This is a genomic window from Algoriphagus marinus (genome assembly GCF_001936475.1).
Classification (GTDB): Bacteria; Bacteroidota; Bacteroidia; order Cytophagales; family Cyclobacteriaceae; genus Algoriphagus; species Algoriphagus marinus.
This window is the reverse complement of record NZ_MSPQ01000010.1, coordinates 211330-235191: the sequence shown is the minus strand read 5'-3', so window position 1 is coordinate 235191 and position 23862 is coordinate 211330. Positions and strand designations below refer to the sequence as shown.

Sequence of the window (23862 nt, the reverse complement as noted above, 5' to 3'; positions counted from 1 at the left end):
CGAGTAAAGTGTTTAAATTCAATTGTTTGTGAGTAAACAAAGATTTTTAAATAAACTTTTCCATCATTAACTAATTATTATTATGAGCTACGTAAATCGAACTTTAAGGTCTCTTCCTTTTGGAAGAATTATCGGAGGCCCAATGATTGCGGCAATTCACGCACAGGCCTTAGCTGCCAAGTCCACTGTTAATTTTATCAAAGAAGTTGGTTTCAAATCAGCTCCTGAAGATCAGGATGGAAACCAGGATGAAAATATGGGGGACGTAAGGAATGTTACTTTTAAGTACAAACGAAAGACCGCCGGAGGAAGTGGCGTTGGAAATGAAGCTGGTGAAGAAGAAGTTTCACTTACAGTTCCAATTTTGACGATTGTGCCAATCCCTTACATCCGAATAGACGAGATGACTATTCGTTTCACTGCAAACATTACAGAGCAGCAGGAATATAAATCTGCAAGTGCAAGTAGCGGGAGTGTAGCCACTGATACGACGATGAATTTTAAAGCGGGGGGATTTTTATCGCCGGTTAAATTTAACCTGAACGCGAAAGTATCTACTCGAAATAACTGGAGTAGCAGTTCCAGTAATAAAGTGAACACTTCTACCCAATACACTATGGACGTCCAAGTACGGGCCGTTCAAGATGAAATGCCTGCTGGATTAGCCAAGGTATTGGATATAATGGAGCAGGCTATTTTGGAAAAGCCAACTACTCCAACACCGTAATTTTTCTTTTCATTTTTATTTAATCAACAAGCCATGAGCCAGTTGAATCAAATCATTGCGTCTTTACTCAGCGACATTAATGAAGCTAAAGCCAAAGCAGATGAAGCTTCTAGGAATCTGGCTTTGACGTATTCTTCTGATGATGTACTCCAATTTTTTCCGGTCCCGAAAATTGGAATTCAAAACCTGGAAGTTGAGCTGAAATACGCAATTGAAGGGGTAGAAGAAAAACCATTTCAAACCAGCCAATCAAAAGAAAGATTGGAAAATTATGTCAAGAATTTTTCAGCCGAAACTGCGAGAGAAATCCGTTCTGAAATAACTAAAGTGGCATCCAAAAATGACCTTTATAAAAGTTTGGGAGGAAATTATCCGGATGAAAACTGGGAAGGCAATGTGAGTAAATTGATTTCCACTCAATTGGAAAGTCTCACTAATCCGGGAAATGATGTTTCCAAAAATATTCAAAATGCAAAAAAATCACTTGAGGGTGACTTTCCTCAAATAATCCCTACCGTGATGAAATCTGCAGGATTCGCAGTGGTACCCACTGGTAAAGGTAGCTTTGAATTATTGGGGATTTCAGACAATGATGAGGTGGATTTTAGAGTAACGAAGGACTATCGAACAAATCAGGAGGCACTTAATGATGCCAAACAACTCTCTTCTTCCATCGCTTCAAATAAAGCATCGGTATCAGATTTCAAGAAGGATGCAGTCACTAAAAACGATCTTGCAAGTATCAAAATAGGAAATATTCAATTGCCTATTGAAGTCGAATCAAAGAAGGTCGGAAGTTCTCAGCCAAAGGCATTTTTTGAAACTTTAGTGACTAACAAAGCGATTTCAATCAAAAATCCTACTGTCAAACAGCCTTGGGTGATTGGAAGACCTACTCCAAAGCCGAAGCCTAATTCTCCAAACACACCTGATCGTGCTGAAATTGAAGAGGATGAATCACTTCGGGAAATTGCCAAGGAGGTTTTAAAGAAAAGGATGATTCAACTTGAAGCCGGAATTGGGAAGATTGCTGAAGAAACAAAGTCAACCTCTTTGAGAGTTGCTGTTGATTCAGAAAAACTTAGTAAAGTAAAACCAGAGAATGTGATGACCATTAAGTTTACGCTGAACTCACAAGATTTCACTATGATGGACGACAACTCTAAACCATCTATACTTTAACTTTTCACTCATGATAACTCCAAGATATATTTCAGAACTTTTAGGAGCGCCGATGGCAGCGATCGTTCAGGCAGAAGGTATTGCCGCCAGAGCCACAGCAGACTTTATCAAAGAGGTTGGCTTCACGGGCGTATCTGATAACATTGATGGTGATTACGGTACGATCAGAAATGTCACCTTCAGCTATGAGCGGATCAAAGCAGATGGAAATACAGAGATAGCAATACTCTCTGTTCCGCTTTTGACTATTATTCCTATTCCATCAATTCAAGTTGCCGAAGCTGAGATTGAATTTGATCTGGCGATGACCCAGCCCGAAGCTTCTCCAGCACCAAAGGGAAACTCAAAGCTCGGAAATTTGTCAGCTTATAAAGGAGTTCAGCTAAAAGCAATCTTTGCAAAAAAGCCCAATCCATCTTCCAATTCGACAGTGACTTCAGCCACTTCAAATATGAATGTTAAGATTAGATTAGCTCAATCTGAATTGTCAGTGGGAATGGTGCAACTATTAAATATTCTGGACTCTGCTAATAAGGAAAAATAATGGCAAGCATTCTAGATTCTTTAAGGCGTTGGTTTAATAATCTTTTTGGTATAACCAAAAATGAAACAGTTGAAATTATTCCAGAACCTACTCCTGAGATTTCTATTGCAAAAACACCAGGCCTAAGTTGCCCTGTATGCAGTCACCGAATCATAGTCAGTATAGAAAACCTGCTTTCAGGTCAAGCGATTCAATGTCCCTCCTGTGGTCTTGAATTAACAGTGGACAATGAAAAGTCTGAAGCGGCATTAGAGGCGCTGAATAAACTCCAAAGTGGATTGGACCAAGCTTCAAAGATCAAATCAGAAAACCGAATCTAGTCTACTGATTCCAAGTCCCGAATTTTCCAGACTGATAGTCCTGATAAGCTTCTCTGATTTGCTGTTCAGTATTCATGACAAATGGACCCTGAGCTACCATAGGTTCATTGAATGGCAAGGCATGTCCTAAAATCAGAATTGAATCTTCTAAAGCCTCAAAGGTGATTTCTGTTCCATCATTTTTAAACTCTACCAGATGTCGCAGATTGACTTCAGTGCCATTGATATTTATAGCCCCTCTCACTACATAGCAAAATATATTTTCATTTGCTGGAATGGACTTGGAGATTTTTCCTCCAGGTTTGAAGTAAATAGTGCTCATTGTGATAGGAAAGCTTGGTTCAAATGAGCCATTTACTCTATCCCATTCTCCAAATAGTTGTTGAACCTTAACCTTGCCTCCATCTAAGTCAAAATGATTGATTTCATCCTCCTGAAGTCCTAAATATCTTGGCTCTGTCATTTTCTTGGAAGCTGGGAGATTCAACCAAAGTTGAAGAATCTCAAGATCTCCACCATTTTTTTTGAACTCAGAACTGCTGACTTCTGCATGGATCAAACCTCTTCCTGCAGTCATATATTGAACCCCTCCGGCAGTTATAACAGACTCATGACCTCCTGAATCTTTGTGGACGATATCTCCGGCTACAATAAAAGTTACTGTCTCCATTCCTCTGTGCGGATGGGGACCGAAGGGTAAGCCTTGGTTTTGTGAAGGATAGACTTGAAAGCCATGATGATTTAGAAAAATAAACGGATCAATCTGATTTAGCGTCCGAGTGGGCATTGGACTGTAAGTGATCAAATCTGCAATCGGACGATACTCTGACTTGTGAATTTGTTTGATGGTTCTCATAAGGGAAAAATTAAATGTCTATACATGAAAGTAAAAAGAACCATCAAAGGTTCAATGATTTTAGAATTTTACTGTGGGTTGATTTGGCGAAGCTCAAATAAGTCAGTTCGACGATCTTTAAGATTTCTTACGCTTCCAAATTCGTTCAATTCTCTAAGAAGTGACACATCGACATCTGCAATCAGCGTCATCTCTGTGTTTGGGGTAGCCTCAGCTTTGATTCCATTACTTGGAAAAGGGAAATCACAAGGAGTGATTACCATAGATTGGGCATATTGCATGTCCATGTTATGCACCTTTGGAAGGTTACCCACACTTCCTGCCATGGCCACATAGCATTCATTTTCTATTGCTCGAGCCATAGCGCAATGGCGTACTCGAGAATAGCCATTTTGAGTGTCAGTTAGAAAAGGCACAAAAAGTATATCCACACCTTGATTTGCAAGTAATCGACTTATTTCAGGGAATTCCACATCGTAACAAATCAATATTCCGATTTTTCCACAATCAGTATCGAAGGCTTTTAGTTGTGTTCCTCCTTGCATTCCCCAAACTCGCGATTCCAGTGGTGTAATATGTAATTTCTCATAGAATTCAATGGAACCATCTCGCTTACAGAGATATCCTACGTTGTAAAGTTTATCATCCTTGATCTTTGGCATTGATCCAGTGATGATATTAATGTTATAGGATACTGAAAGTTTTGCAAATCGCTGCACGATTTCATCTGTATATTTCGCCAATCCGCGAATTGCCTGCGCTTCACTGAGATGGTTAAACTCAGCCATCAAAGGTGCATTGAAAAGCTCTGGGAAAAGCGCAAAATCAGATCGGTATGCTGATACTGCGTCCACAAAATATTCGGCTTGCTGCATCAGTTCATCCAAATTTTCATAAAGGCGCATTTGCCATTGGATCAGACCAAGTCTTACAATTGTCTTTTTGGAAGTCGCTTTTTTATTCGGTTTCTCATAAAAAATATTGTTCCATTCAAGCAAAACAGCAAATTCTCCTGATGAAGCATCTCCTTCCAAGTAATTTCGCATGATACGAGCTGGGTGGAAATCATTGGCTAGCTGAAAGTTTAAAACAGGATCGTAGATCTCCTTCAACTTCACTTTCTCCATGTATTCTTTTGGAGTCATTTTATCTGCGTGCTTGTGGTAGTTTGGAATTCTACCACCGAAGACAATTCCTTTCAGGTTTAATTTTTCGCAGAGCTCTTTTCGGTAGTCATACAGCCTTCTTCCAAGTCTCAAGCCGCGAAACTCAGGTTTAATAAAAACATCGATACCATAAAGCAAGTCCCCTTCATAGGTGTGATTTTCAAAAGTAAAATCTGAAGTGATATCCTTGTAAGTATGATCTCCTTCCAGTAAGTCCTCATCCACTACAATTGAAAGCGCGCAACCTGCTAGTTGATCATTCACTCGGATGACAACCTGACCTTCAGGAAATTTATTCAATAAAGTTTTTATTTGATTCTCTCTCCAATAGGCTTCTGCCATAGATCGATAGCTATCGATCATCGCTGCCTTCAGTTCTTTATAATCAGATATTTTGAGATAGGAGAGCGTAATATTTCCTGCTTGAGAATTGTCCATAATAGGTGTAAATGTGTGCGAAGGTAAATATTTGGAGATAGAAAAGTTTGTTTTTCTAACTGTTCAAAACAATATTTATTCAGGGCTTATTTCAATATTTTATCGAGCTGAAGAATAGTATGGAGCAAAACATTTGCTCCATTTGCAATGTCTTCTGGAGCGGAATATTCACTTGGCGCATGAGATATTCCGTTTTTGCTTGGGATGAAAATCATTCCCATTGGGGCTATTCTAGCCATTTCTTGAGCATCATGACCTGCTCCACTTGGAAGACTAAGCGTAGAAAAGCCCATTTTTTTGGCCTGATCACCGATGATTTTTCGAATTCCTTCATCTGCTAATGCTGGTTTACTCGCTACCTCTTGATGAGTAATAGATACTTCCACGCCAGCTTCCGAGGCTAATGATTTAGCTTTGGCTTCTATCTCGCGATAGATTTTCCAGATTTTCTCCGATGAAAGATCCCGCATTTCCAGATTCAATTTTACCTCTCCGGGAATAACATTACCAGCTCCTGGAAAAGCTTCGATCTTACCAACAGTTCCTACCTGTGCGCCTTCGTAGGATTTTACTATTTTATTCGCAGCTAAAATAAATTCTGCGGCTGGTAGCAAAGCATCTTTCCGCATATTCATCGGGGTAGTTCCAGCGTGATTTGCCATTCCTTTGAAAGTAAATTGCCACCATTCGATGGCTACAATTCCTTCTACTACTCCAATTTGAATTTTTTCACGGTCAAGATTTCCTCCCTGCTCAATATGAAGTTCTAAGAAAGCCGCCAAATCCCCTTTTTTCCTAGCCATTTCAGCTACTCGATCAGGATTTCCTCCCAATAGTTTGATGCCTTCATATTGGGTTATTCCAGCATTGGTGATTACTTGAAGAGCTTTATCATTTAATTCTCCGACAATTGCTCTACTTCCTACGACTCCTCCTTCTTCATTGGTAAAAATGATTGCTTCCAAGGGATGAGCTGTCAAAATATTATTTTCGGAAAGTGTTTGCATGACTTCTATAGTGCTCATCGAGCCCACTGGGCCATCATAATCTCCACCATTGGGGACTTCATCGATGTGTGAGCCAAAGGCAATGGGTTTCAGAGAAGGATCGGTACCAGCTCTATGACCAATAATATTTCCTGCGAAATCAACCGAAACTTCCAATCCGGCATTTCGCATTAATTCCATCACGTAGACTCTCGCTGCGATATCATGGGAAGAAAAAGCAACCCTATCTGATCCACCGTTTGAATTTTTACCATAGGTAGATAGCATTTCAAGAGAATTATTTAATCTATTTGTGTTTACCCGGAGTTCTGGATTGGTTTGAGCTAGCGTATGGAAAGAGATGCTTAACGCAATTAAAAGAATGAGGTATTTCATCAGGAAGTTTTTTAGTAAAGTACTTAGAATGTGACTAAAATAAAAAAAGTCCTTCTCGTCATGCGGAAAGGACTTTTTGTTGATTTTGGTTTTCTTATTTCAACCAAGCAAGTTGTACCTCGTCTGGAGCTTTCATTCGATCAGCTAATCGCATATATCGATCAGAAAGGTTTGCAAGATATTCCTGTGCTTTGGCAGCCACATCGTTTAAGCCTGTGATTGCTTCAATTTTCCATAAATCAACCAAGTGTTCGATAATTCTTGCATAATCCCAACCAGTGTAGATTCCCACCTTTTGAGTAATTGCAGAGAATTGAGCGAAAAGCGAAGGGTTGCTTCCTCCAACACCCATCATGATCGCAGGCATAGCAATTTGCTTTCGCATCATCTGCTCAAAAGCATGAATCGCACCGTTTGGATCAATCTCAAATATTTTTGACATAAAGGACTTATAAGCCTTCTCATGTCTAGCCTCATCACCTGCAATCGTCTTACAGATTTTTGAAAGGACAGGGTCACCGGCCTTGTCAGCAAGTTTCCCTGTATTCACGTGAGAGATTTTTGTAGCTCGCTCTTGGAAAGAAGTATAAATCATTGCCTGATAAGGATCCCCATCAGTATTAGGATCAAATCCGTTATAAAGTAGTCTATGAATGGTTTGTTCGACCTGTTTCATATCTACTCTTCCGGTCATATAGAGGTATTTATTCAAAAGATCACCATGACGGTTTTCCTCTGCAGTCCATGCTTTGGACCATCTTACCCATCCTGAATTAGAGAAGAGACTTTTTTCTTCATTGATCCCTTCCAGCATATTGAAATAAGTCTGGTAAGAAGGCAGTGCCTCCTCAGTGATCATATTTCCAACTAGCGAAGTCAATACAGTGTCGGGAATTCCTTCTGCGCGTTTTTTAAGCAATTTGATTTCTTCGAAAACTTCCGGATCGCCAAAGTTTGGAAGGAAGTCAGATGGCTGCCAGCATTTGTCTGGATCAACCAAAATATTATCCACTGCCTCACCGACGATTCCGTCGAGTTGGGAGATTACTTCGATATTTTTTTCTAATTCGTAATTTATCGGCTTTGCCATAATTCAATAGTTTTAGAATCCTTTCAGGAATTTTAATAATTATAATTTCCTTTTAGACAGAATAAAGATAGTCACAAAAATCTATTTCTATTTTTCAAAAAATCTATTTTCCACCTTCTAATAATATGAACGGTCACCATTCAAGATAAATTCAATTGCTGACTTTAAAATATAAAATGGTTTGATTCTTTTCTTTGAAAACTCAAATGGAAAATCTTCATAAACCTTCAATTATAATATGGGAGCTTATGAAGATTTAAGAGAGGTTTAGTAGTCTAACTTGTAAGCAGCAACTTTGTTTTTGAAGAAAGTCGGAACATAAACCACTTGGTCAGCAGCATTGTATCCTATGTCCGCAGTATTTGATTCGGCTGCTTTTGTGTCAAGCATCAAGGTTTCACCTTCTGCTGTAGCAAACCAAATCTCTCCTTGCCATCTTGATGCTACAAAATTACCTTCACCTAAGATAACTAACCCATCGCCACCAGTTACTGCGCTATTCAAGATAGTTGTAGTTCCATCAGCATTCCACATCTTCAATCCAGATGCATCAAGGCCATAGATTGTCCCATCACTTGCGACTGCAATACCGTTGATCGATTCATTTCCCTCAGAAATGGTGGAAACTACACCAGCATCGAGCATGTGAACTTTACCTGTATTCATATCTGTGAAGTAAACCTTACCATCATAAGTATCGGTATCATTGAGAAACTGAGCGCCCTCCACCTTGTACTTGTTGGTGATTTTTGCAGTAGCGATGTCGATCTCTACAAGCTCGTCAATATCTGTTACGTAAAGCTTTCCGTTTGCAATTCCCATACCTTTTGGTGCATTCAATCCCGTAATCCAATTTTGATTTACGATGCTGCCATCTTTACCAATGATGGAAATCGATCCTTTTCCATCTTTCCCCACAGGATCACCTTCGATATTTGCGACATAAATTGTACCAGTAGCCGCATCAAAAAGAACCGATTCATTGGTTGTTAAGGTTTCTGCTGTTTCCCAAAGAAGTGTTAAAGTAGGAGTTTTTACATCCTCTACAATTGATAGGTCTTCAGTTACTTCCTCTGTTTTCTGGGGCCCGCATGATGCTAGAAAGCCCGCTGATAATGCAATTAAGCCGAATTTTAAAGTTGTTTTGATCATTTTAATTTTTGGTTAAGGTCCAATTCTGTTGGTTGAAATTGTTTGGTGCTGTTTCGTTTAATCGATCTTCTATTTTGTCCAAATACATGGTGTTGTATCTAAGCCGGGTGATGTAATTTGGTAAAGTTGGATCGCCATTCCAGCAATGTTCTGCTCTATCACCATAAGCAACTTCGCCGTTGTAATTAGGGTTTTGTGTTTGTTCTAAAAATTCTTCCGTCAAATATACTGCATTGTTGAGGTAGTAATTATCCATATCGCCACAATAGATATGAACTTTGCCTTCCAGTTTAGGGCCCAAAGTCTCCCAATCTCGCTCCATGATGTAGCGAAGATCATAATTTTCCTTCCAATAAGCGGCTACTTCAGGGTCGATTTCCCCAGTGTATTTATCCCAGATTGGTTTTGGGTATCCATCCGCTCCAACCGGTGAATAGACAGCCTGCCAAATATCAAATTGTTCCCCTGAGCGAGTTTTATTTCCTCCGATAGCAAGCTCTCGATGATTCATATCTTGGAGCATCGCATCGATATGTCCTAAATAATTCCGATGTCCAGGGCGAAGTGTCTTTCGGAATTCACCCTCTTGGTAATAAGCATTCTCATCATTATAGATATCAACGGAAGTGAATGCTCTGAAGTCTATAGGATCAGGGCAGGCAGCAAAACAGCCATTGTATTCATCAGGATATTTTACCTGAACTGCTAAAGCCTCCCAGCCTCCGGTCGAACCTCCATAGAGAAATCTAGCCCAGCCCTCACCTATACCTCTAAATTCTTTCTCAATATGAGGAATCTATTCATAGGTAATTGCATCTCCATAAGGTCCCAGGTTTTCTGAGTTTACTGCATAGCTGTCGTCATAAAAAGGATTGGCATGCTGGATCTCGATGGCAATAAATCGCTTGAAATCCGGCGAAATCCACTTTTGATAAAAATCATATGCTTCCTGTTGTTGCATTTTGGCATACCCATAGATACCAAAGCGCGCACTGTAATCATCTTCGCCTAGTTCGGGATCCGGTGGGATAGTTCGGAACCCTCCAAAATCATCAGGGAAATGACCATGAAAAACCATGAGTGGGTAGTATTGATTTGGGTTTTCCTCAAAGCCCTCCGGCAAAAGGACATGCGCTCCCAAATACATGTCTCGCCCCCAAAACTTAGAGAGTAATTCCGATTTGATTTTAATATGCTTGATGAATTTGGTGTCTGTTTTCGCTTCAATTGGAGGAATGATTTGATCAATCGTAAACTCGATTTTAGCTCCTTTTTTCAGACTTATTTTTGTTGGCGTACTATAAATATTACCCGGAGTCCTGGCCCATTTTCTTCCTTCACCTTGGTCCATGGCAAGTTTTACTGTATGTCCGTCGGCTCGATTGAAGGTCTCATATTTGATAATATAGGCTTGGACGTTATAATCACCATCCGGAAGACTGTCCATGGATTCGATGGGATAGCCAAAGCTTTTCGGATCAAAAATGAGATCATCACCAGCTTGATAATTCTCGAAATCCATCCCGAAAACTTGGGCTGTGGACACATTGTCTGATACTCCAAAACGTGGTTCAGTGCTGTCGTCTTTCGAAAAAATAAGTAATAAACGACCATCGGATAATCCTTCACTAAGAGCTGGGTCTATTGCGACTTCGATGTTATAAGGCTGATTGGAGGTACAGGACCAAGCCACAATGAGAAAGGAGGCTATTAAATAAAATTGTTTCATAAGGTGTCTGGTTAATTTACTTGAATTTACAAATTATGATTGAATCCTTAGAAATTGAGTTGAAATTAGATCCTATTGAAAAGTGCAAGGACCATTTATGGATTTTCCCAAGTTTCCAGAAGAAAAGCCTTTATCTTCAAATTTTTAAAAACCACTAGCTATGAAAAAATATTTGCCTTTAGTTCTGATCGCTGCTTTGGGATTTGCCTGCCAGGCTCCCGAACCTGAGCCAATCGATTACACCACCATGACTGATGCGGAGCGTTTAGAAGCTGCGACAGAAATTGCTCGAAGTACCATTATGGTTGACGGACATGTCGATCTGCCTTATCGAATGAAAGTCGGAGGATTCACTCTTCAGCGTGAGATTTTAGATGTTTCTGTCCGAACAGACGGGGGGAATTTTGATTATCCCCGTACCAAAGAAGGTGGATTGGATGCGCCTTTTATGTCTATTTACATTCCCGCAGGCAATCAGCAGATTCCCGGAGCATCCAAAGCTTTAGCAGATTCCTTGATCTTAATGACGGAGCGGATCGCAAATGCTTATCCCGATAAGTTTGCCATGGCTTATAGCCCAGCCGATATCGAAGCAAATTTTGCCAAAGGAATAATCTCTCTACCTATGGGTATGGAAAATGGTGCCGGTTTGGAGGATGATTTGGCAAATGTGGCATACTTCCATAGTCGAGGAATTCGATATGTGACTTTGACCCATGGAAAGGATAATTTAATAGGAGATGCTAGCTACGACACTACCGGAACTCATGGTGGACTAAGTGAATATGGCGAGCAAGTAGTCAAAGAAATGAACCGAGTTGGGATCATGGTGGATTTATCGCACGTCTCGGATAATACGTTTAGAGATGCCCTTACAATTACAAAAGCACCGATCATTGCTTCCCACTCATCAGTTCGGAAATTCACTCCGGGTTTTGAGCGGAATATGAGTGATGAGTTGATTCAGGGAATGGCCCAAAATGGCGGCGTCATGATGATCAATTTTGGAGGGACATTTATTGACTCAGCTTATGCCGCTGGGTCAGGAAAAGTAAGAGAGCACTTGGTTAATTACATGGCCGAGAATAATCTTAGTCGAACAGATTCAGCTTTTCAGGTATATGCGGAAGAATATGCAGCTGCGAATAATCCTTTTCCAACAGTTCAGCGTGTGGCAGATCATATCGACCATGTTAAAAATTTGGTTGGAGTTGATTATGTGGGGTTGGGTTCAGATTTCGATGGAGTAGGAGATTCCTTACCCACTGGATTGAAGGATGTTTCGATGTATCCTAACCTAATCGCAGAATTATTAAAGCGAGGTTATTCCAAAGAAGATATTGAAAAGATTTGCTACAAAAATGTTTTCAGAGTCTGGAAGGCTGTGGAGGATTATGCTGCTTCACAAAAATAATTAAGGATTGGATTTTATCTAAAGCCCCTTGTTCGCTAAAGCAAGGGGCTTTTTTTGTCCCTTTAAGCCCTGTGAAAATTCACCATTTTTTAAGGTTTAAAAATTTTAATAGCACAATACCCTGAAAACCAGCAAAGGGTCCATTGCTTTTTCAATTTCATTTTCAAAGAATAATACAATTTCATTCCGTATATTGAGTCATATTTTTTTTCAATTTCATATGATGTTCAAGTCGCTTTTGATACAATTCTGTCGTTTTTATTTACCATTCGCACTTTTCGGAACTTTCTTTTTTGGGTGCAAACCGTCCCTTCCAGACCCGGTAGCTGAGGCTTATGAGCTTTTACCTAATGAGGTAGATTATAATTTTCATGTCAAACCAATTTTGGCGGATAGATGCTATGCTTGCCATGGTCCTGACGAGGGATCGCGAAAAGCCGGGTTGAGACTTGATAGTGAGGAGGAAGCTTTTGCAAAACTAGCATCTGGAAATTTTGCTTTTGTAAAAGGGAATGTAAATAAGAGTGAGGTGTATCATCGAATGATCAGTGAGGATGCCGAACTCCTGATGCCTCCGCCTGAGTCAAATATGACACTCAGTGCAAATGAAATTGCCACCATCGTGAAGTGGATCGAGCAAGGATCTAAATGGAAGCCCCATTGGTCTTTCATGAAAGTAATAAAGTCTGAGGTGCCTGAAGTAGATAAGCAATGGGTAAGAAATAATCCTATTGATAATTTTATCCAAACTGAGCTAATCCGACAGAATCTTGAACCCAATCCAGTTGCAGATAAGGAAAGGCTTTTAAGAAGAGTTACGCTGGATTTGACAGGGCTTCCTCCAACCATTCAAGAAATGGATAATTTCTTGGCAGATAAGTCTCCAAAGGCTTACGAAAAGGTAGTGGACAGGTTACTTTCTTCCCAAGAAAATGCAGAAAGACTGACGATGGAATGGCTGGATGTGGCTCGCTATGCAGATTCACACGGGGTGTCATTCGATGGTTATCGGGAAATGTGGCCTTATCGAGATTGGGTGATTCAGGCTTTTAAAGATAATATGCCTTACAGCGATTTCATCACCAAACAGGTTGCAGGGGATTTGCTTCCAAAGGCTAGCACTGAAGATAAGCTGGCCACTGCATTTTACAGACTAAATCCGATGGAAGCCTCTGCGGGTTCGATTTCAGAGGAATATCGTGTAGAGTATGTCGCAGAGCGGACGGCTACTACTGGGACGGCTTTTCTCGGTTTGACCATTGGATGTGCTCGTTGTCATGATCATAAATTTGATCCGATTAGTCAAAAGAATTTTTTCCAATTATCTGCTTTCTTTAATAGTATCGATGAATATGGGTTAGGTCCTACGGATTTGAATCGGGCTCCCACTGTGCTTCTTTTTGAAGGAAAAGATAAGGTTAGAATTGATTCGCTAGATCTTCTGATTTCTGAAACGGAGAAAGAATTAACCAAAATCCAAGCTGCTGAAATCAAAAATTATGTAGCGGAAATTGGCGAACTATCAAAAATTGAAAATGAGGTTGGTTCCTTTTCTTTTGAGTCGTTTGAAAAAATAAAGCGTGTAAAGAAAAAGGAGAATCCTTTTGCCGATGAAGAGGCTGAAGAATACAAGAAGAAATCTCCTAAAGAGAAGGCAAAGATTGATTCCCTGAAAATGGTTGAAAAGAAAAAAATAGAGACCGAGGAGATCCTAATCTTGGATAAAAACAAAAAATCAGAAGCAACCCTTGGAGTAGAATTAGTGGCCGGTAAAAAGGGAAAAGCTCTTGCATTCGATGATGATTACGATTATGTAAGTCTAAATGATAATGGGTTTTATGATCAATATGATCCTTTTAGTGCCAGTGTCTGGGTAAATCCCAAAAAGGAAGAGATCAATCATCTGAAAAATATCATAGGAAACAGTAATAATTTCTTAGGCTTTTATCGAGGATGGGAAATGATTCTTGATTCCTCCAACCATGTTTCCTTGAGATTAATCCATAGACTTCCGGATGATTATTTGGAAGTAGTGACTGAGGATAGTGTGCCTTTTGATACTTGGACGCAATTGGGCTTCAGTTATGACGGAAGTGGCAAAGCGAGTGGGGTTTCACTTTTTATCAATGGTAAAAACCAAAAAGTAAAATCCTTAAATGATAAATTAACGAGAAGTATTCTTCCAATTCATGAGTACACAGCTAAGCTGGACACACTTCCACTGCGACTAGGGAAAAGCTATCGCTTATTTACCTCAGACCCCGGAATTTATAAGGGTTTAATCGATGAGGTGAAGCTATATGATCGGGAATTATCCTCTCTTGAAATGGCGAAATTGGGTGATGCCGATCCGAGCACAATTTCTAAACCAGCAATCAATCAATTTTTCAATGAGAATGATAAGAAAGCGATTGCCCTTCGAAATGAGCTAAGATCTCTCAGAAAAGCAAGAACAACATTGATGGGGAGTATCCGGGAAGTGATGGTCATGGAGGATATGGCTGAACCTCGACCCACATATCTATTAAGCAGGGGGCTTTATAATCAATATGCAGAGGAAGTGGAAACTAGTACTCCTGAGAATATTTTACCGTATCCTAAAGATTACCCCAAAAATAGGCTAGGCCTAGCCAAGTGGTTGGTGAATGAAGAGAATCCTTTGCCATCGAGAGTTTTGATCAATCGCTATTGGCAGATGATTTTTGGAACTGGAATCGTCAAGAGTTCCGGTGATTTTGGGATTCAAGGTGACTTGCCTACCCACCCGGAGTTATTGGATTGGCTGGCGGCAGAATTTATGGAGAGCAATTGGGATTTGAAAAAAATGCTCAAACTGATGGTCATGTCAGCGACCTACCAGCAGTCTTCTTTTGCCAATGCTGAAAAATATGAAGCAGACCCGGATAATAAGTTTTATTCCAGATCCAGCAGCTACAGATTGCCGGCAGAATTTATCCGGGATAATGCCTTAGCCTCGAGTGGGATTTTGGATAAAAAAGTTGGCGGACCGAGTGTGAAACCTTACCAACCGGAAGGGCTTTGGGAAGAATTGGGTGATTTCTCATACAAACTTCATAAATACAAGCAGGACTCGGTTGCGAATTTGCACAGAAGAAGTATGTACACCTTTGCAAGGAGATTTTCTCCAGCTCCTTACATGATCACATTTGATGCTGGAAACCGGGAGATCTGTATCACTAGAAGAGTGAACACTAATACACCACTTCAGGCACTAAATCTTTTAAATGATCCGCAATTTGTGGAAGCATCCAGATCGATGTCTGAGCGAGTGATTCGAGAAAAAGTGACTCTTGATGAGCAGTTAACCATGAGCTTTCGATTGTCTACCGGTGTGACTCCCACACCAGCTTTGTTGGCAACTCTAAAAGAACATTATCAAAGTGCATTCAAGCATTTCCAAGAAAATCCATCATTGGCAGATTCCTTATTGGCTGTAGGCGAACTGCCTCGGGATAATAGGCTCGACAAAGCTCAAACTGCCGCAATGACAGTCGTTGCAAATTCAATTTTAAATTTTGATGAAACCTACATGAAAAGGTAATTATGGGACATAATCATATACATACTCCAGTGACTAGGAGAGAATTTTTAACCAAAACTTCCTTGGGAATCGGTGCGGTTTCGCTAGCCTCTTTGCTGAATCCTTCTTCACTTTTTGCGGCCACCAATGGTCCTCACTTTGTTCCAAAAGCCAAGCGAATAATCTACCTATACATGGCAGGAGCACCATCGCAATTGGATCTTTTTGATTACAAACCTCAGTTGATTAAAAGAGATGGTCAAGATTTGCCTTCGAGTGTTTTGGGGGATCGGGTGACTGGCACAGTAGCCGCACAAAACTCCTTGCCGATGGTGGGTACGCGTTGGGATTTCAAGCAGCATGGGAATAGTGGAATGTGGATGAGTGATTTGATGCCAAACATGTCTAAAATCACCGATGAGCTATGCAAAATCCAATCCATGCATACAGCATCTGTACAGCATGAGCCTGCTCAAATGTTCACAAATACCGGATCTGAATTACCGGGAAGACCATCTTTTGGATCCTGGATAAGCTATGGCTTGGGTTCGGACAATGAAAACCTGCCTGCATTTATTGTATTGAAAACTGAAGGGCTTGAAGGAGGATTTTCAGGTTTGTATTCCAGTGCTTTTTTACCTGCAGAGCATCAGGGTGTTCGTTTTCGTGGAGGTAAAGACCCTGTTTTATTCTTGACCAACCCTCCAGGTGTTACTGAAGCAGCACGGAGAGAGCAGCTTGATTATTTGAAAAAAATGCAAGAAGGGGCTTTTGATTTCTGGGAAGATCCTTCGATCAAAGCCAAAATGGCACAATACGAGATGGCTTTCCGAATGCAAACGTCAGTTCCTGAGGTTGTGGATACCAAGGGCGAACCTGATTACATCTATGAACAATACGGGGAGGACAGTAAAAAGCCTGGGACTTTTGCCAGTAACTGCCTTTTGGCCCGTAGACTTGCTGAGCGCGGGGTGAAATTCATCCAAGTTTATCATGGTGGCTGGGATCATCACAGTGACCTTCCTAAAAATATTGGAAAAAGAGCCAAAGAAGTGGATCAGGCTAGTGCAGCATTGATCATGGACTTGAAGCAGCGTGGACTTTTGGAAGACACCCTGGTGGTTTGGGGTGGTGAATTCGGGCGAACTTGCTTTTCTCAAGGGCAGTTGACCAAGGATAACTTTGGAAGAGATCATCATCCGGATGCCTATACCATGCTTCTTGCAGGGGCTGGAGTAAAGAAAGGAATGACCTATGGACGGACAGATGACTTTGGATACCATGTAGTCGAAAACCCAGTTCATGTGCATGATCTTAATGCAACTTTACTTCATCTCATGGGACTGGATCACGAGCGATTGACATACAAATTCCAAGGAAGAAGATTTAGACTGACCGATGTGGAAGGTCATATAGTCAAAGGGATTCTCAGCTAGATTAATTCAAAGTCAATTCTTTACAGGTTTTGTTTCCGGCTGCATCTGTAGCGCAGATCTGCCAGGTAGACGATTGATTGTCATTCTTTAAGGAGCCTCTCCAGAGATTTTCGCCATACCATTTTAAGGGGACTTTAACTTCATTAGAAATCAATTCTACTGATTTCCAGTCCTGTGGCATATTTGGACTTTTGTTGTCATGGATTCTTGCTTTGATTTCCATCGTTCCATCTTCCTTCTTAAGAATTTCTTCATGAGAAATTTTTGGAGCTGCTGTATCTTTTTCAATACCTGTTCCGATAAAAATTCGCTCTTCGATCACTTCTTCACCCTCGCCTTGCCCCATAACCAGGTCAATCTTGCCATCTCCATTGATGTCACTGGCCATCAAAGAAAGTGTATGCGGGGTCGGTTCACCAGACATAATTGATTGGCGAAGTTGGAAATTCCCTTTCCCGTCATTGATCAATAATCGGTCTTCCCCGGTAAGGGAACTTAATAGAAAATCCGGATCTCCATCAGAATCAAAATCCAGGAAAATCACATTATTATCATCTTCACCAATATTTTCACTTAAGGGCCAAAGTTTCATCGTGGCATCGAGGAATCCTTTTGCACTATCGTTAAGGAAAATATGCTCGATTCGGGACCAAGATTTCTGATCTAGGATATGTCCATCATTGACCGTAATTAGATCTAGGAACCCATCATTATTTACGTCCATGGGTTCAAATTCGTAGTTATTCGCATAGGCTGGAACCAATCGCTTATTGGTAAAATTGCCTTTGCCATCATTAACAAAAATTCGACTGGTCCCACACATTTTGCAGGAGACGGCGATGTCTAGGTCAAAGTCATTGTCAAAGTCAAAGAACTCCAAATCCCACGAGAATTGAATCAGGATATCAGGCATTTGTGCTTCTGTTACATCGGTGAATCTTGCCTGACCATCGTTAAGCCAAAGTCGGGTTAAGCCACCGCTATTGGTCATATTTGATCCAGGTCCCCAGTCCGAGAAGGTGATGTCCAAATCTCCGTCATCATCCACATCTCCAAATTCCACATCACCAACACTCCCCAGGAATGCAGGAAGATGAGTGAGGGTAACTCTTTGGAAAATCCCATCTCCAGACCCGAGATAGAGTTCGCTTTGGGTTTGAAAAGTATTCCCTAGAAAAATATCAGGATATCCATCTTCATTCAGGTCGCGAACTTTGATCACCCGTGCATAAAACTTGGATTCGCCGAAGACAGTAGCTGAGATTTCCAGAAACTGTTTATCAGGACCTTGATTTAAAAAAACTCGACTTGGTTCTAATTCCCCTGGCTCAGAATAATCTCCTCCATTGGCAAAGATTAAATCGACTAAACCATCACCATTAAGGTCAGCAATTTCCACTCGATTCGTCCATTCAGCTGTTTGGGGCAGATACTTTTCGGTTTGATCTTCCCAGAGGTAATCCGTAGCAGGAAGTTGCTTTTCTTTTGATTCTTGACAGGAGTAAAAAAATAGGATACCAACTGATGTGAAAAATACGAGCGAGAAGTTCTTCATTAATTGGATAATTTGGAGAAATGAATCTGTTGAATACAAGGTTAATAAGATACAAATGTTAACTTTAAGTAGAGCAATCTTTAATTTATGAATCTACTTTTGCAGGCCGACTCCACACTATTTTTGGGCCGATTTCATTCACTCGCTGTTCATTTGCCTATAGGTTTTCTCGTGCTTGCGGCTATACTTTATGTTTTTTCCAGAATCACAAGAAATGAGTCATTACTAAAGCCAATACCAATTATTCTCTTTTTTGGGGCTTTAGGTGCTATTGCATCGGTAGTTTTGGGTTGGTTTTTATCAGAGGAAGGAGGCTATCCCGAAGACACAATTTTTTGGCATCAATGGTTGGGTATAGCTGTAGCTGTTTTTTCAACGGGGAGCTGGCTTTGGATTAAAGGAGTTTTCAAGAAAAAAGAACCAAGAGCTTCAACAACGACTAGGAGATCTGAAGACAATCTTATGATGAACAAAGGAAGTCTAGGATTGGTCCTGGCAGTTCTGGTCTTGCTGATTTCAATTACCGGACATCTTGGAGGCAACCTTACGCACGGAGAGGATTACCTTTTTGTCTATGCCCCGGAGGCTTTGCAAAGCCTTTTTTTGGACGAGGAAACTGGTAAGAAAGCTGGGTTTGAATTTCCTGTAGAACCTGATTCGGTCTTGCTTTTCGGGCATGTGATCGAAAAAGTGTTAAATCAAAAATGTGGTAGCTGCCACAATGAAGAGACTAAAAAAGGAGGGTTTTTAGTAACCTCTCAAGAAGGTCTTTTAGAAGGAGGGGAGAACGGAGCAGTTCTTCAATCTGGCTCTCCGATGAGCAGTGAGTTATTTAAGCGAATTAGTATGAATCCGTCTAGTAGAAAATTTATGCCTACCAAGGGTGCAGCCATGTCTTATTCAGAAACCATACTTTTGAAATTTTGGATAGAAGAAGGGATGCCTTTCGATATGAAGGTAACAGATGAGCGAATCCCTGAAGAACTGAAATTAATATTACAAAGCGAATTTGAGTTGGTTACCGAGCGAAAACCTATTTATGAAAAAGAGCAGGTCGATCCATTGATTCCAGAACTGCTCCGCGAATTACAGGAAAATGGGTTTCGAGTGAGGACCTTATCGGAGGAGAATAACTTTCTTGAAGTAGTAGCAACTGATAGCATGTCGTCTGAAAAAATCAATTCCTTGCTTAAAGTTAAGGGCCAGATTACCTGGCTTGATTTAAGTAATTCAGGAATAAAAGATGAATGGCTTTCACCTTTAAGCCAATTTGAAAAGCTTACTAGATTAAATTTAAATTCAAATCCTTTATCGGATTTAGCACTTTCCAACATCAAAGAGTTGCCTTATTTAGAGTCTATACTTCTTCATTCTACCCAAGTCAGTGATGAAGGAGTAAAGCAACTTTCAAGTCTTAAAAACCTCCAAAGGATTTATGTTTGGAATACGGAAGTCACCGAAGAAATTGTAGACTCAATTCAAAGGGAGAACTCAAAACTTAAAATTGATCTGGGGGTAAAAGAAAATACTAAAGTGGCTAAAACTTCAAAAGTTGATTAGATATTTAAATGATTGATTGTTGAAACTTCATTCATTTCTGGAAAAGGGAATTGATTTTTACTTCCTTTATCTGTGGGAAGGATTATTTAAAAATTTGAGTTCAATAAAATATTCCTAAATTTTATCCCATTATCAATTTAAAGCCTCTTTTAGTATAGTTAAAAGTTCAAATCATGAAAATCCAATTAACAATTTTATTTGTATTCGCATTTATAGCAAGTTCCTTTTCTCAGGAAGGTTTAAGTATTCATCTCAAAGGCATCGAGGGATGTTACACAGAATATTATGGTGCATTTGTAAATCGAGGTGCGCAAGCTGTTTCTGATGGAGAGCACGAAGTGGTCATTTCAATTATTTACCAAAACTCGAGTAATTGCTACATGGGAAAGTCAACTGTGAAAGATGGAAAGTTTGTTAATCCAGTTTTAATTCAAAAAGATAATAATACTTACGCTCCTATAAATACCATCTTCAAAAATATTGACCAGATTTGGCTTGCCCAGCAGAATCCAGCAACCCTTTATGAAATCAATGATGGGATGAGTAAAATGTTTAAAACTGATCAGGGTTATTTTGTTCAGATGTTCTTTCCGGCATTTATAAATGCAAATTCTGGAGTTAATAAAAAAGCACCACCAGCTAGCGAATTATTGAAAAAAGGAAATTAAAAAAGTTCTCTTTTAACTTAATATGCCCCCAACATTTTGTGAATGTTGGGGCATTTTTTTTAGTAAGAAATCAAGATTTGTTTCGATTTCTTGAAAATGCAAATACTACTAGTTTAGAAAAGTTTTTTTCTAAAAACTCATTTGGAAAATCTATATAAACTGAATTGTTTTCCTGTCAAAAATTCCGAGTATTCTGATAAAACACTTCATTTTCAGTCATAATGACCGATAAAAGTCAGTTGGAGGTAGATTTGATAATCACTATTCGTCGAATGAATACCGTGTGACTTCGCAACGTATCCATTGATAAGGTAAACTCTAAATCAGAAAAAAATAACCAGTAATACTATGGACTTCAACCAATTTACTATCAAATCTCAGGAAGCGATTCAAAAGGCTTTGGAGTTGGCTTCAGCAGCGGGACAGCCCAATATCGAACCAGCCCATTTGCTGAAAGGAATACTGTCCGAAGACGAAAATGTAACCGAGTTCTTGTTCAAAAAATTAGGAACTAATAAGCAGTTGATTGGTCAAAAGTTGGATGAGCAACTCGCAAGACTTCCCAAAGTGAGTGGAGGTCAGCAGCCTTATCTCTCGACTTATGCCAATCAGGTCCTCACCAAAGCAAAGGATTATCTCAAGACTTTTGGTGATGAATATGTTGCGATTGAGCATTTGATTTTGGCGATTTTAGCTGGATCCGATGCCACTGCGCAATTATTGAAAGACCAGGGTTTAAATGAAAAATCACTGATCGAGGCAATCAAAGAACTTAGAAAAGGAAATAAAGTGACCGACCAAAACGCAGAAAGTAAATATCAAGCTTTGGAGAAATACTCCAAAAATTTAAACGAAATGGCCAAAAAGGGTAAAATAGACCCAGTAATTGGCCGGGATGAAGAGATCCGAAGGGTACTTCAAATTTTAGCGCGACGAACAAAAAATAACCCGATTTTACTAGGAGAGCCTGGGGTGGGTAAAACTGCCATCGTGGAGGGACTAGCCCAGCGGATCGTATCAGGCGACGTGCCTGAAAACCTGAAATCAAAAACCCTGATCTCGTTGGATATGGGCTTGCTAGTAGCAGGTGCCAAATACAAAGGAGAATTTGAGGAAAGATTAAAGGCAGTCATCAAAGAAGTTACGGATGCGGAAGGGGAAATCATCTTATTTATTGATGAGATCCATACCTTGATCGGTGCCGGAGGTGGAGGAGAAGGAGCTATGGATGCTGCGAATTTGCTCAAGCCTGCATTGGCTCGGGGTGAACTCCATGCAATCGGAGCTACCACGCTGAAGGAATACCAAAAATACATAGAGAAAGACAAGGCCCTTGAAAGAAGATTCCAAGCAGTAATCGTAGATGAGCCTGATGCTGCAGATGCGATTTCCATTCTTCGAGGGATTAAGGATAAGTACGAATTGCACCATGGGGTACGAATCAAGGATGATGCAGTGATTGCAGCAGTCGAACTTTCTCAGCGCTATATTTCTGATCGATTCTTACCTGATAAGGCTATTGATTTGATGGATGAAGCAGCTGCCAAATTGAGAATGGAGATTGATTCGCTTCCACAGGAATTGGATGAATTAAATCGTCGAATTATGCAGTTGGAGATCGAGCGGGAGGCAATTCGAAGAGAGAAAAACAAGGACAAGGAAACTGTCCTCAGTAAAGAACTCGCAGAACTTGCTGAAAAGCGAGATGCTGTAAAAGCCAAATGGGAAAGCGAGAAGGCGGTTATCATGGGTATTCAGCGAGAAAAAGAGAATATCGATAAGTTTAAGCTGGAAGCTGAACAGGCTGAGCGGGCTGGAGATTTCGGGAAAGTAGCCGAAATTCGATACGGTAAAATCGTAGAGTCTGAAAAGAAATTGGAGTCTTTCAAATCTCAATTGGCTGATATGCAGGCTGGATCTCCACTTTTGAAAGAGGAAGTTGATCAGGAAGATATTGCAGCTGTGGTGTCAAAATGGACTGGAATCCCATTATCCAAGATGATTCAATCAGAGAGAGAAAAGCTCTTGCACTTGGAGGAAGAGCTTGGAAGGCGAGTGGCTGGTCAAAAGGAAGCAATCACAGCGCTTTCAGATGCGGTGCGAAGAAGTCGTGCTGGATTACAGGATCCTAAGCGACCGATTGGAAGTTTCATCTTTATGGGGACGACAGGAGTTGGAAAGACTGAGCTTGCAAAAGCTTTGGCAGAGTATCTCTTCAACGATGAAAATGCGATGGTCCGAATTGATATGTCAGAATATCAGGAGCGTCATGCCGTAAGTAGATTGGTAGGAGCACCTCCGGGCTACGTGGGTTATGATGAAGGTGGTCAGCTGACAGAAGCAGTGAGAAGGAAGCCGTATTCTGTGGTGCTATTGGATGAGATTGAAAAAGCCCATCCGGATGTATTCAACATCTTGCTTCAGGTCCTTGATGATGGACGGTTGACGGATAACAAAGGTCGAGTTGCCAGCTTTAAGAATACGATCATCATCCTAACTACCAATATTGGTTCGCATTTGATCCAAGAGCGATTTGCAGAAATCGAAGAGTGGAACAAAGAAGAGATCATGGAGAAAACGAAAGAAGAGGCATTCGACTTGCTCAAGAAATCGGTAAGGCCGGAGTTTCTCAACCGAATCGATGAGGTGATCATGTTCGAACCTTTGAACAAGCAAATCATCCGAAAGATCGTGGATATTCAGTGGAGAGAAATTCAAAAGAGGTTGTCTGAAGCTAATATTGAAATCGATGCCACCAAAGAGGTGTTGGATTACCTTGGCGAGGTTGGATTTGATCCGCAGTTTGGAGCTAGGCCACTCAAGCGAACCATGCAGCGATTAGTCTTGAATGAGCTTTCTAAAGAGATTTTATCCGGGTACATTAAAAATGACTCTGCTGTCTTGGTAGATTTAGATGCGGATAATCAAGTGTATTTTAAAAATGTGGATACTGAGGTGGAGCTAGAAAAATAAGCCTTCGGCGAAATACAGCTTTGCTGAAATAGTGTTTAACCCTTGAGGTCTTTAAGACCTTAAGGGTTTTTTTTTATAACTCAGGTACTTGGATATGTTCGAAATATTTTGAGTTAAATCTCTCTGTGA

Annotated in this window: 16 protein-coding genes and 1 pseudogene; 10 read left to right on the top strand and 7 right to left on the bottom strand. The window is 40.4% G+C overall.

Translation table 11 applies throughout. The features are described 5' to 3' along the window. Positions 1–82: 82 nt before the first annotated feature. Genes BVC88_RS16750 through BVC88_RS16735 form a run of 4 tightly spaced genes read left to right on the top strand, consistent with a single transcriptional unit; the run spans position 83 to position 2773 of the window. A complete protein-coding gene (locus tag BVC88_RS16750; RefSeq protein WP_075351864.1) occupies positions 83–727 on the top strand; it encodes a DUF2589 domain-containing protein in 645 nt (214 codons plus the stop codon). Between the two features lie 33 nt (positions 728–760). Further along, positions 761–1909: a hypothetical protein gene (locus BVC88_RS16745; RefSeq protein WP_075351863.1), complete on the top strand. Its 1149-nt coding sequence runs from the start codon at positions 761–763 to the stop codon at positions 1907–1909. Between the two features lie 10 nt (positions 1910–1919). After that, positions 1920–2453 (top strand): DUF2589 domain-containing protein, encoded by a 534-nt coding sequence (locus BVC88_RS16740; protein ID WP_075351862.1) that lies wholly within the window; start codon positions 1920–1922, stop codon positions 2451–2453. After that, positions 2453–2773: a hypothetical protein gene (locus BVC88_RS16735; RefSeq protein WP_083639136.1), complete on the top strand. Its 321-nt coding sequence runs from the start codon at positions 2453–2455 to the stop codon at positions 2771–2773. The genes BVC88_RS16740 and BVC88_RS16735 overlap by 1 nt, the downstream gene beginning before the upstream one ends. A gap of 1 nt (position 2774) precedes the next feature. On the opposite strand, the gene BVC88_RS16730 is transcribed toward BVC88_RS16735, so the two are convergent. The 6 genes and pseudogenes from BVC88_RS16730 to BVC88_RS16705 form a co-directional block, all read right to left on the bottom strand. Then, a complete protein-coding gene (locus BVC88_RS16730) occupies positions 2775–3629 on the bottom strand; it encodes a pirin family protein (RefSeq protein ID WP_075351861.1) in 855 nt (284 codons plus the stop codon). A 68-nt stretch (positions 3630–3697) separates the two neighbouring features. Then, the gene (locus tag BVC88_RS16725; RefSeq protein ID WP_175574437.1) at positions 3698–5233 is read right to left on the bottom strand and encodes a carbon-nitrogen hydrolase family protein; all 1536 of its coding nucleotides are present in this window, start codon (positions 5231–5233) and stop codon (positions 3698–3700) included. 86 nt (positions 5234–5319) lie between these two features. Next, positions 5320–6615, bottom strand: a complete 1296-nt coding sequence (locus BVC88_RS16720; RefSeq protein ID WP_075351859.1) for a Zn-dependent hydrolase — start codon at positions 6613–6615, stop codon at positions 5320–5322. Between the two features lie 94 nt (positions 6616–6709). Beyond that, complete coding sequence (locus BVC88_RS16715) at positions 6710–7705, bottom strand: acyl-ACP desaturase (RefSeq protein WP_075351858.1); 996 nt, start codon at positions 7703–7705, stop codon at positions 6710–6712. Positions 7706–7972: 267 nt separating this feature from the next. Continuing rightward, positions 7973–8857, bottom strand: a complete 885-nt coding sequence (locus BVC88_RS16710; protein ID WP_075351857.1) for an SMP-30/gluconolactonase/LRE family protein — start codon at positions 8855–8857, stop codon at positions 7973–7975. A gap of 1 nt (position 8858) precedes the next feature. Further along, positions 8859–10586: pseudogene (locus BVC88_RS16705) on the bottom strand (hypothetical protein). A gap of 160 nt (positions 10587–10746) precedes the next feature. On the opposite strand from BVC88_RS16705, the gene BVC88_RS16700 reads away from it, so the two are divergent. The 3 genes from BVC88_RS16700 (at position 10747) to BVC88_RS16690 (ending at position 16977) form a co-directional block, all read left to right on the top strand. Continuing rightward, the gene (locus BVC88_RS16700; protein ID WP_075351856.1) at positions 10747–12000 is read left to right on the top strand and encodes a dipeptidase; all 1254 of its coding nucleotides are present in this window, start codon (positions 10747–10749) and stop codon (positions 11998–12000) included. 220 nt (positions 12001–12220) lie between these two features. Then, entirely contained in the window at positions 12221–15562 is a 3342-nt protein-coding gene (locus tag BVC88_RS16695) for a DUF1553 domain-containing protein (RefSeq protein ID WP_083639135.1), read from the top strand. 2 nt (positions 15563–15564) lie between these two features. Continuing rightward, positions 15565–16977 (top strand): DUF1501 domain-containing protein, encoded by a 1413-nt coding sequence (locus BVC88_RS16690; protein WP_075351854.1) that lies wholly within the window; start codon positions 15565–15567, stop codon positions 16975–16977. A 1-nt stretch (position 16978) separates the two neighbouring features. Here the strand turns inward: BVC88_RS16690 and BVC88_RS16685 are convergent, their stop codons facing one another. Beyond that, positions 16979–18532 (bottom strand): FG-GAP repeat domain-containing protein, encoded by a 1554-nt coding sequence (locus tag BVC88_RS16685; RefSeq protein WP_075351853.1) that lies wholly within the window; start codon positions 18530–18532, stop codon positions 16979–16981. An 87-nt stretch (positions 18533–18619) separates the two neighbouring features. Here BVC88_RS16685 and BVC88_RS16680 point away from each other — a divergent pair, with 87 nt between their 5' ends. The 3 genes from BVC88_RS16680 (at position 18620) to clpB (ending at position 23733) form a co-directional block, all read left to right on the top strand. After that, positions 18620–20092 (top strand): c-type cytochrome domain-containing protein, encoded by a 1473-nt coding sequence (locus BVC88_RS16680; RefSeq protein WP_075351852.1) that lies wholly within the window; start codon positions 18620–18622, stop codon positions 20090–20092. Between the two features lie 173 nt (positions 20093–20265). Continuing rightward, entirely contained in the window at positions 20266–20760 is a 495-nt protein-coding gene (locus tag BVC88_RS16675; protein WP_075351851.1) for a hypothetical protein, read from the top strand. Positions 20761–21108: 348 nt separating this feature from the next. After that, positions 21109–23733 (top strand): ATP-dependent chaperone ClpB, encoded by a 2625-nt coding sequence (clpB, locus tag BVC88_RS16670; RefSeq protein WP_075351850.1) that lies wholly within the window; start codon positions 21109–21111, stop codon positions 23731–23733. Positions 23734–23862: the final 129 nt, after the last annotated feature.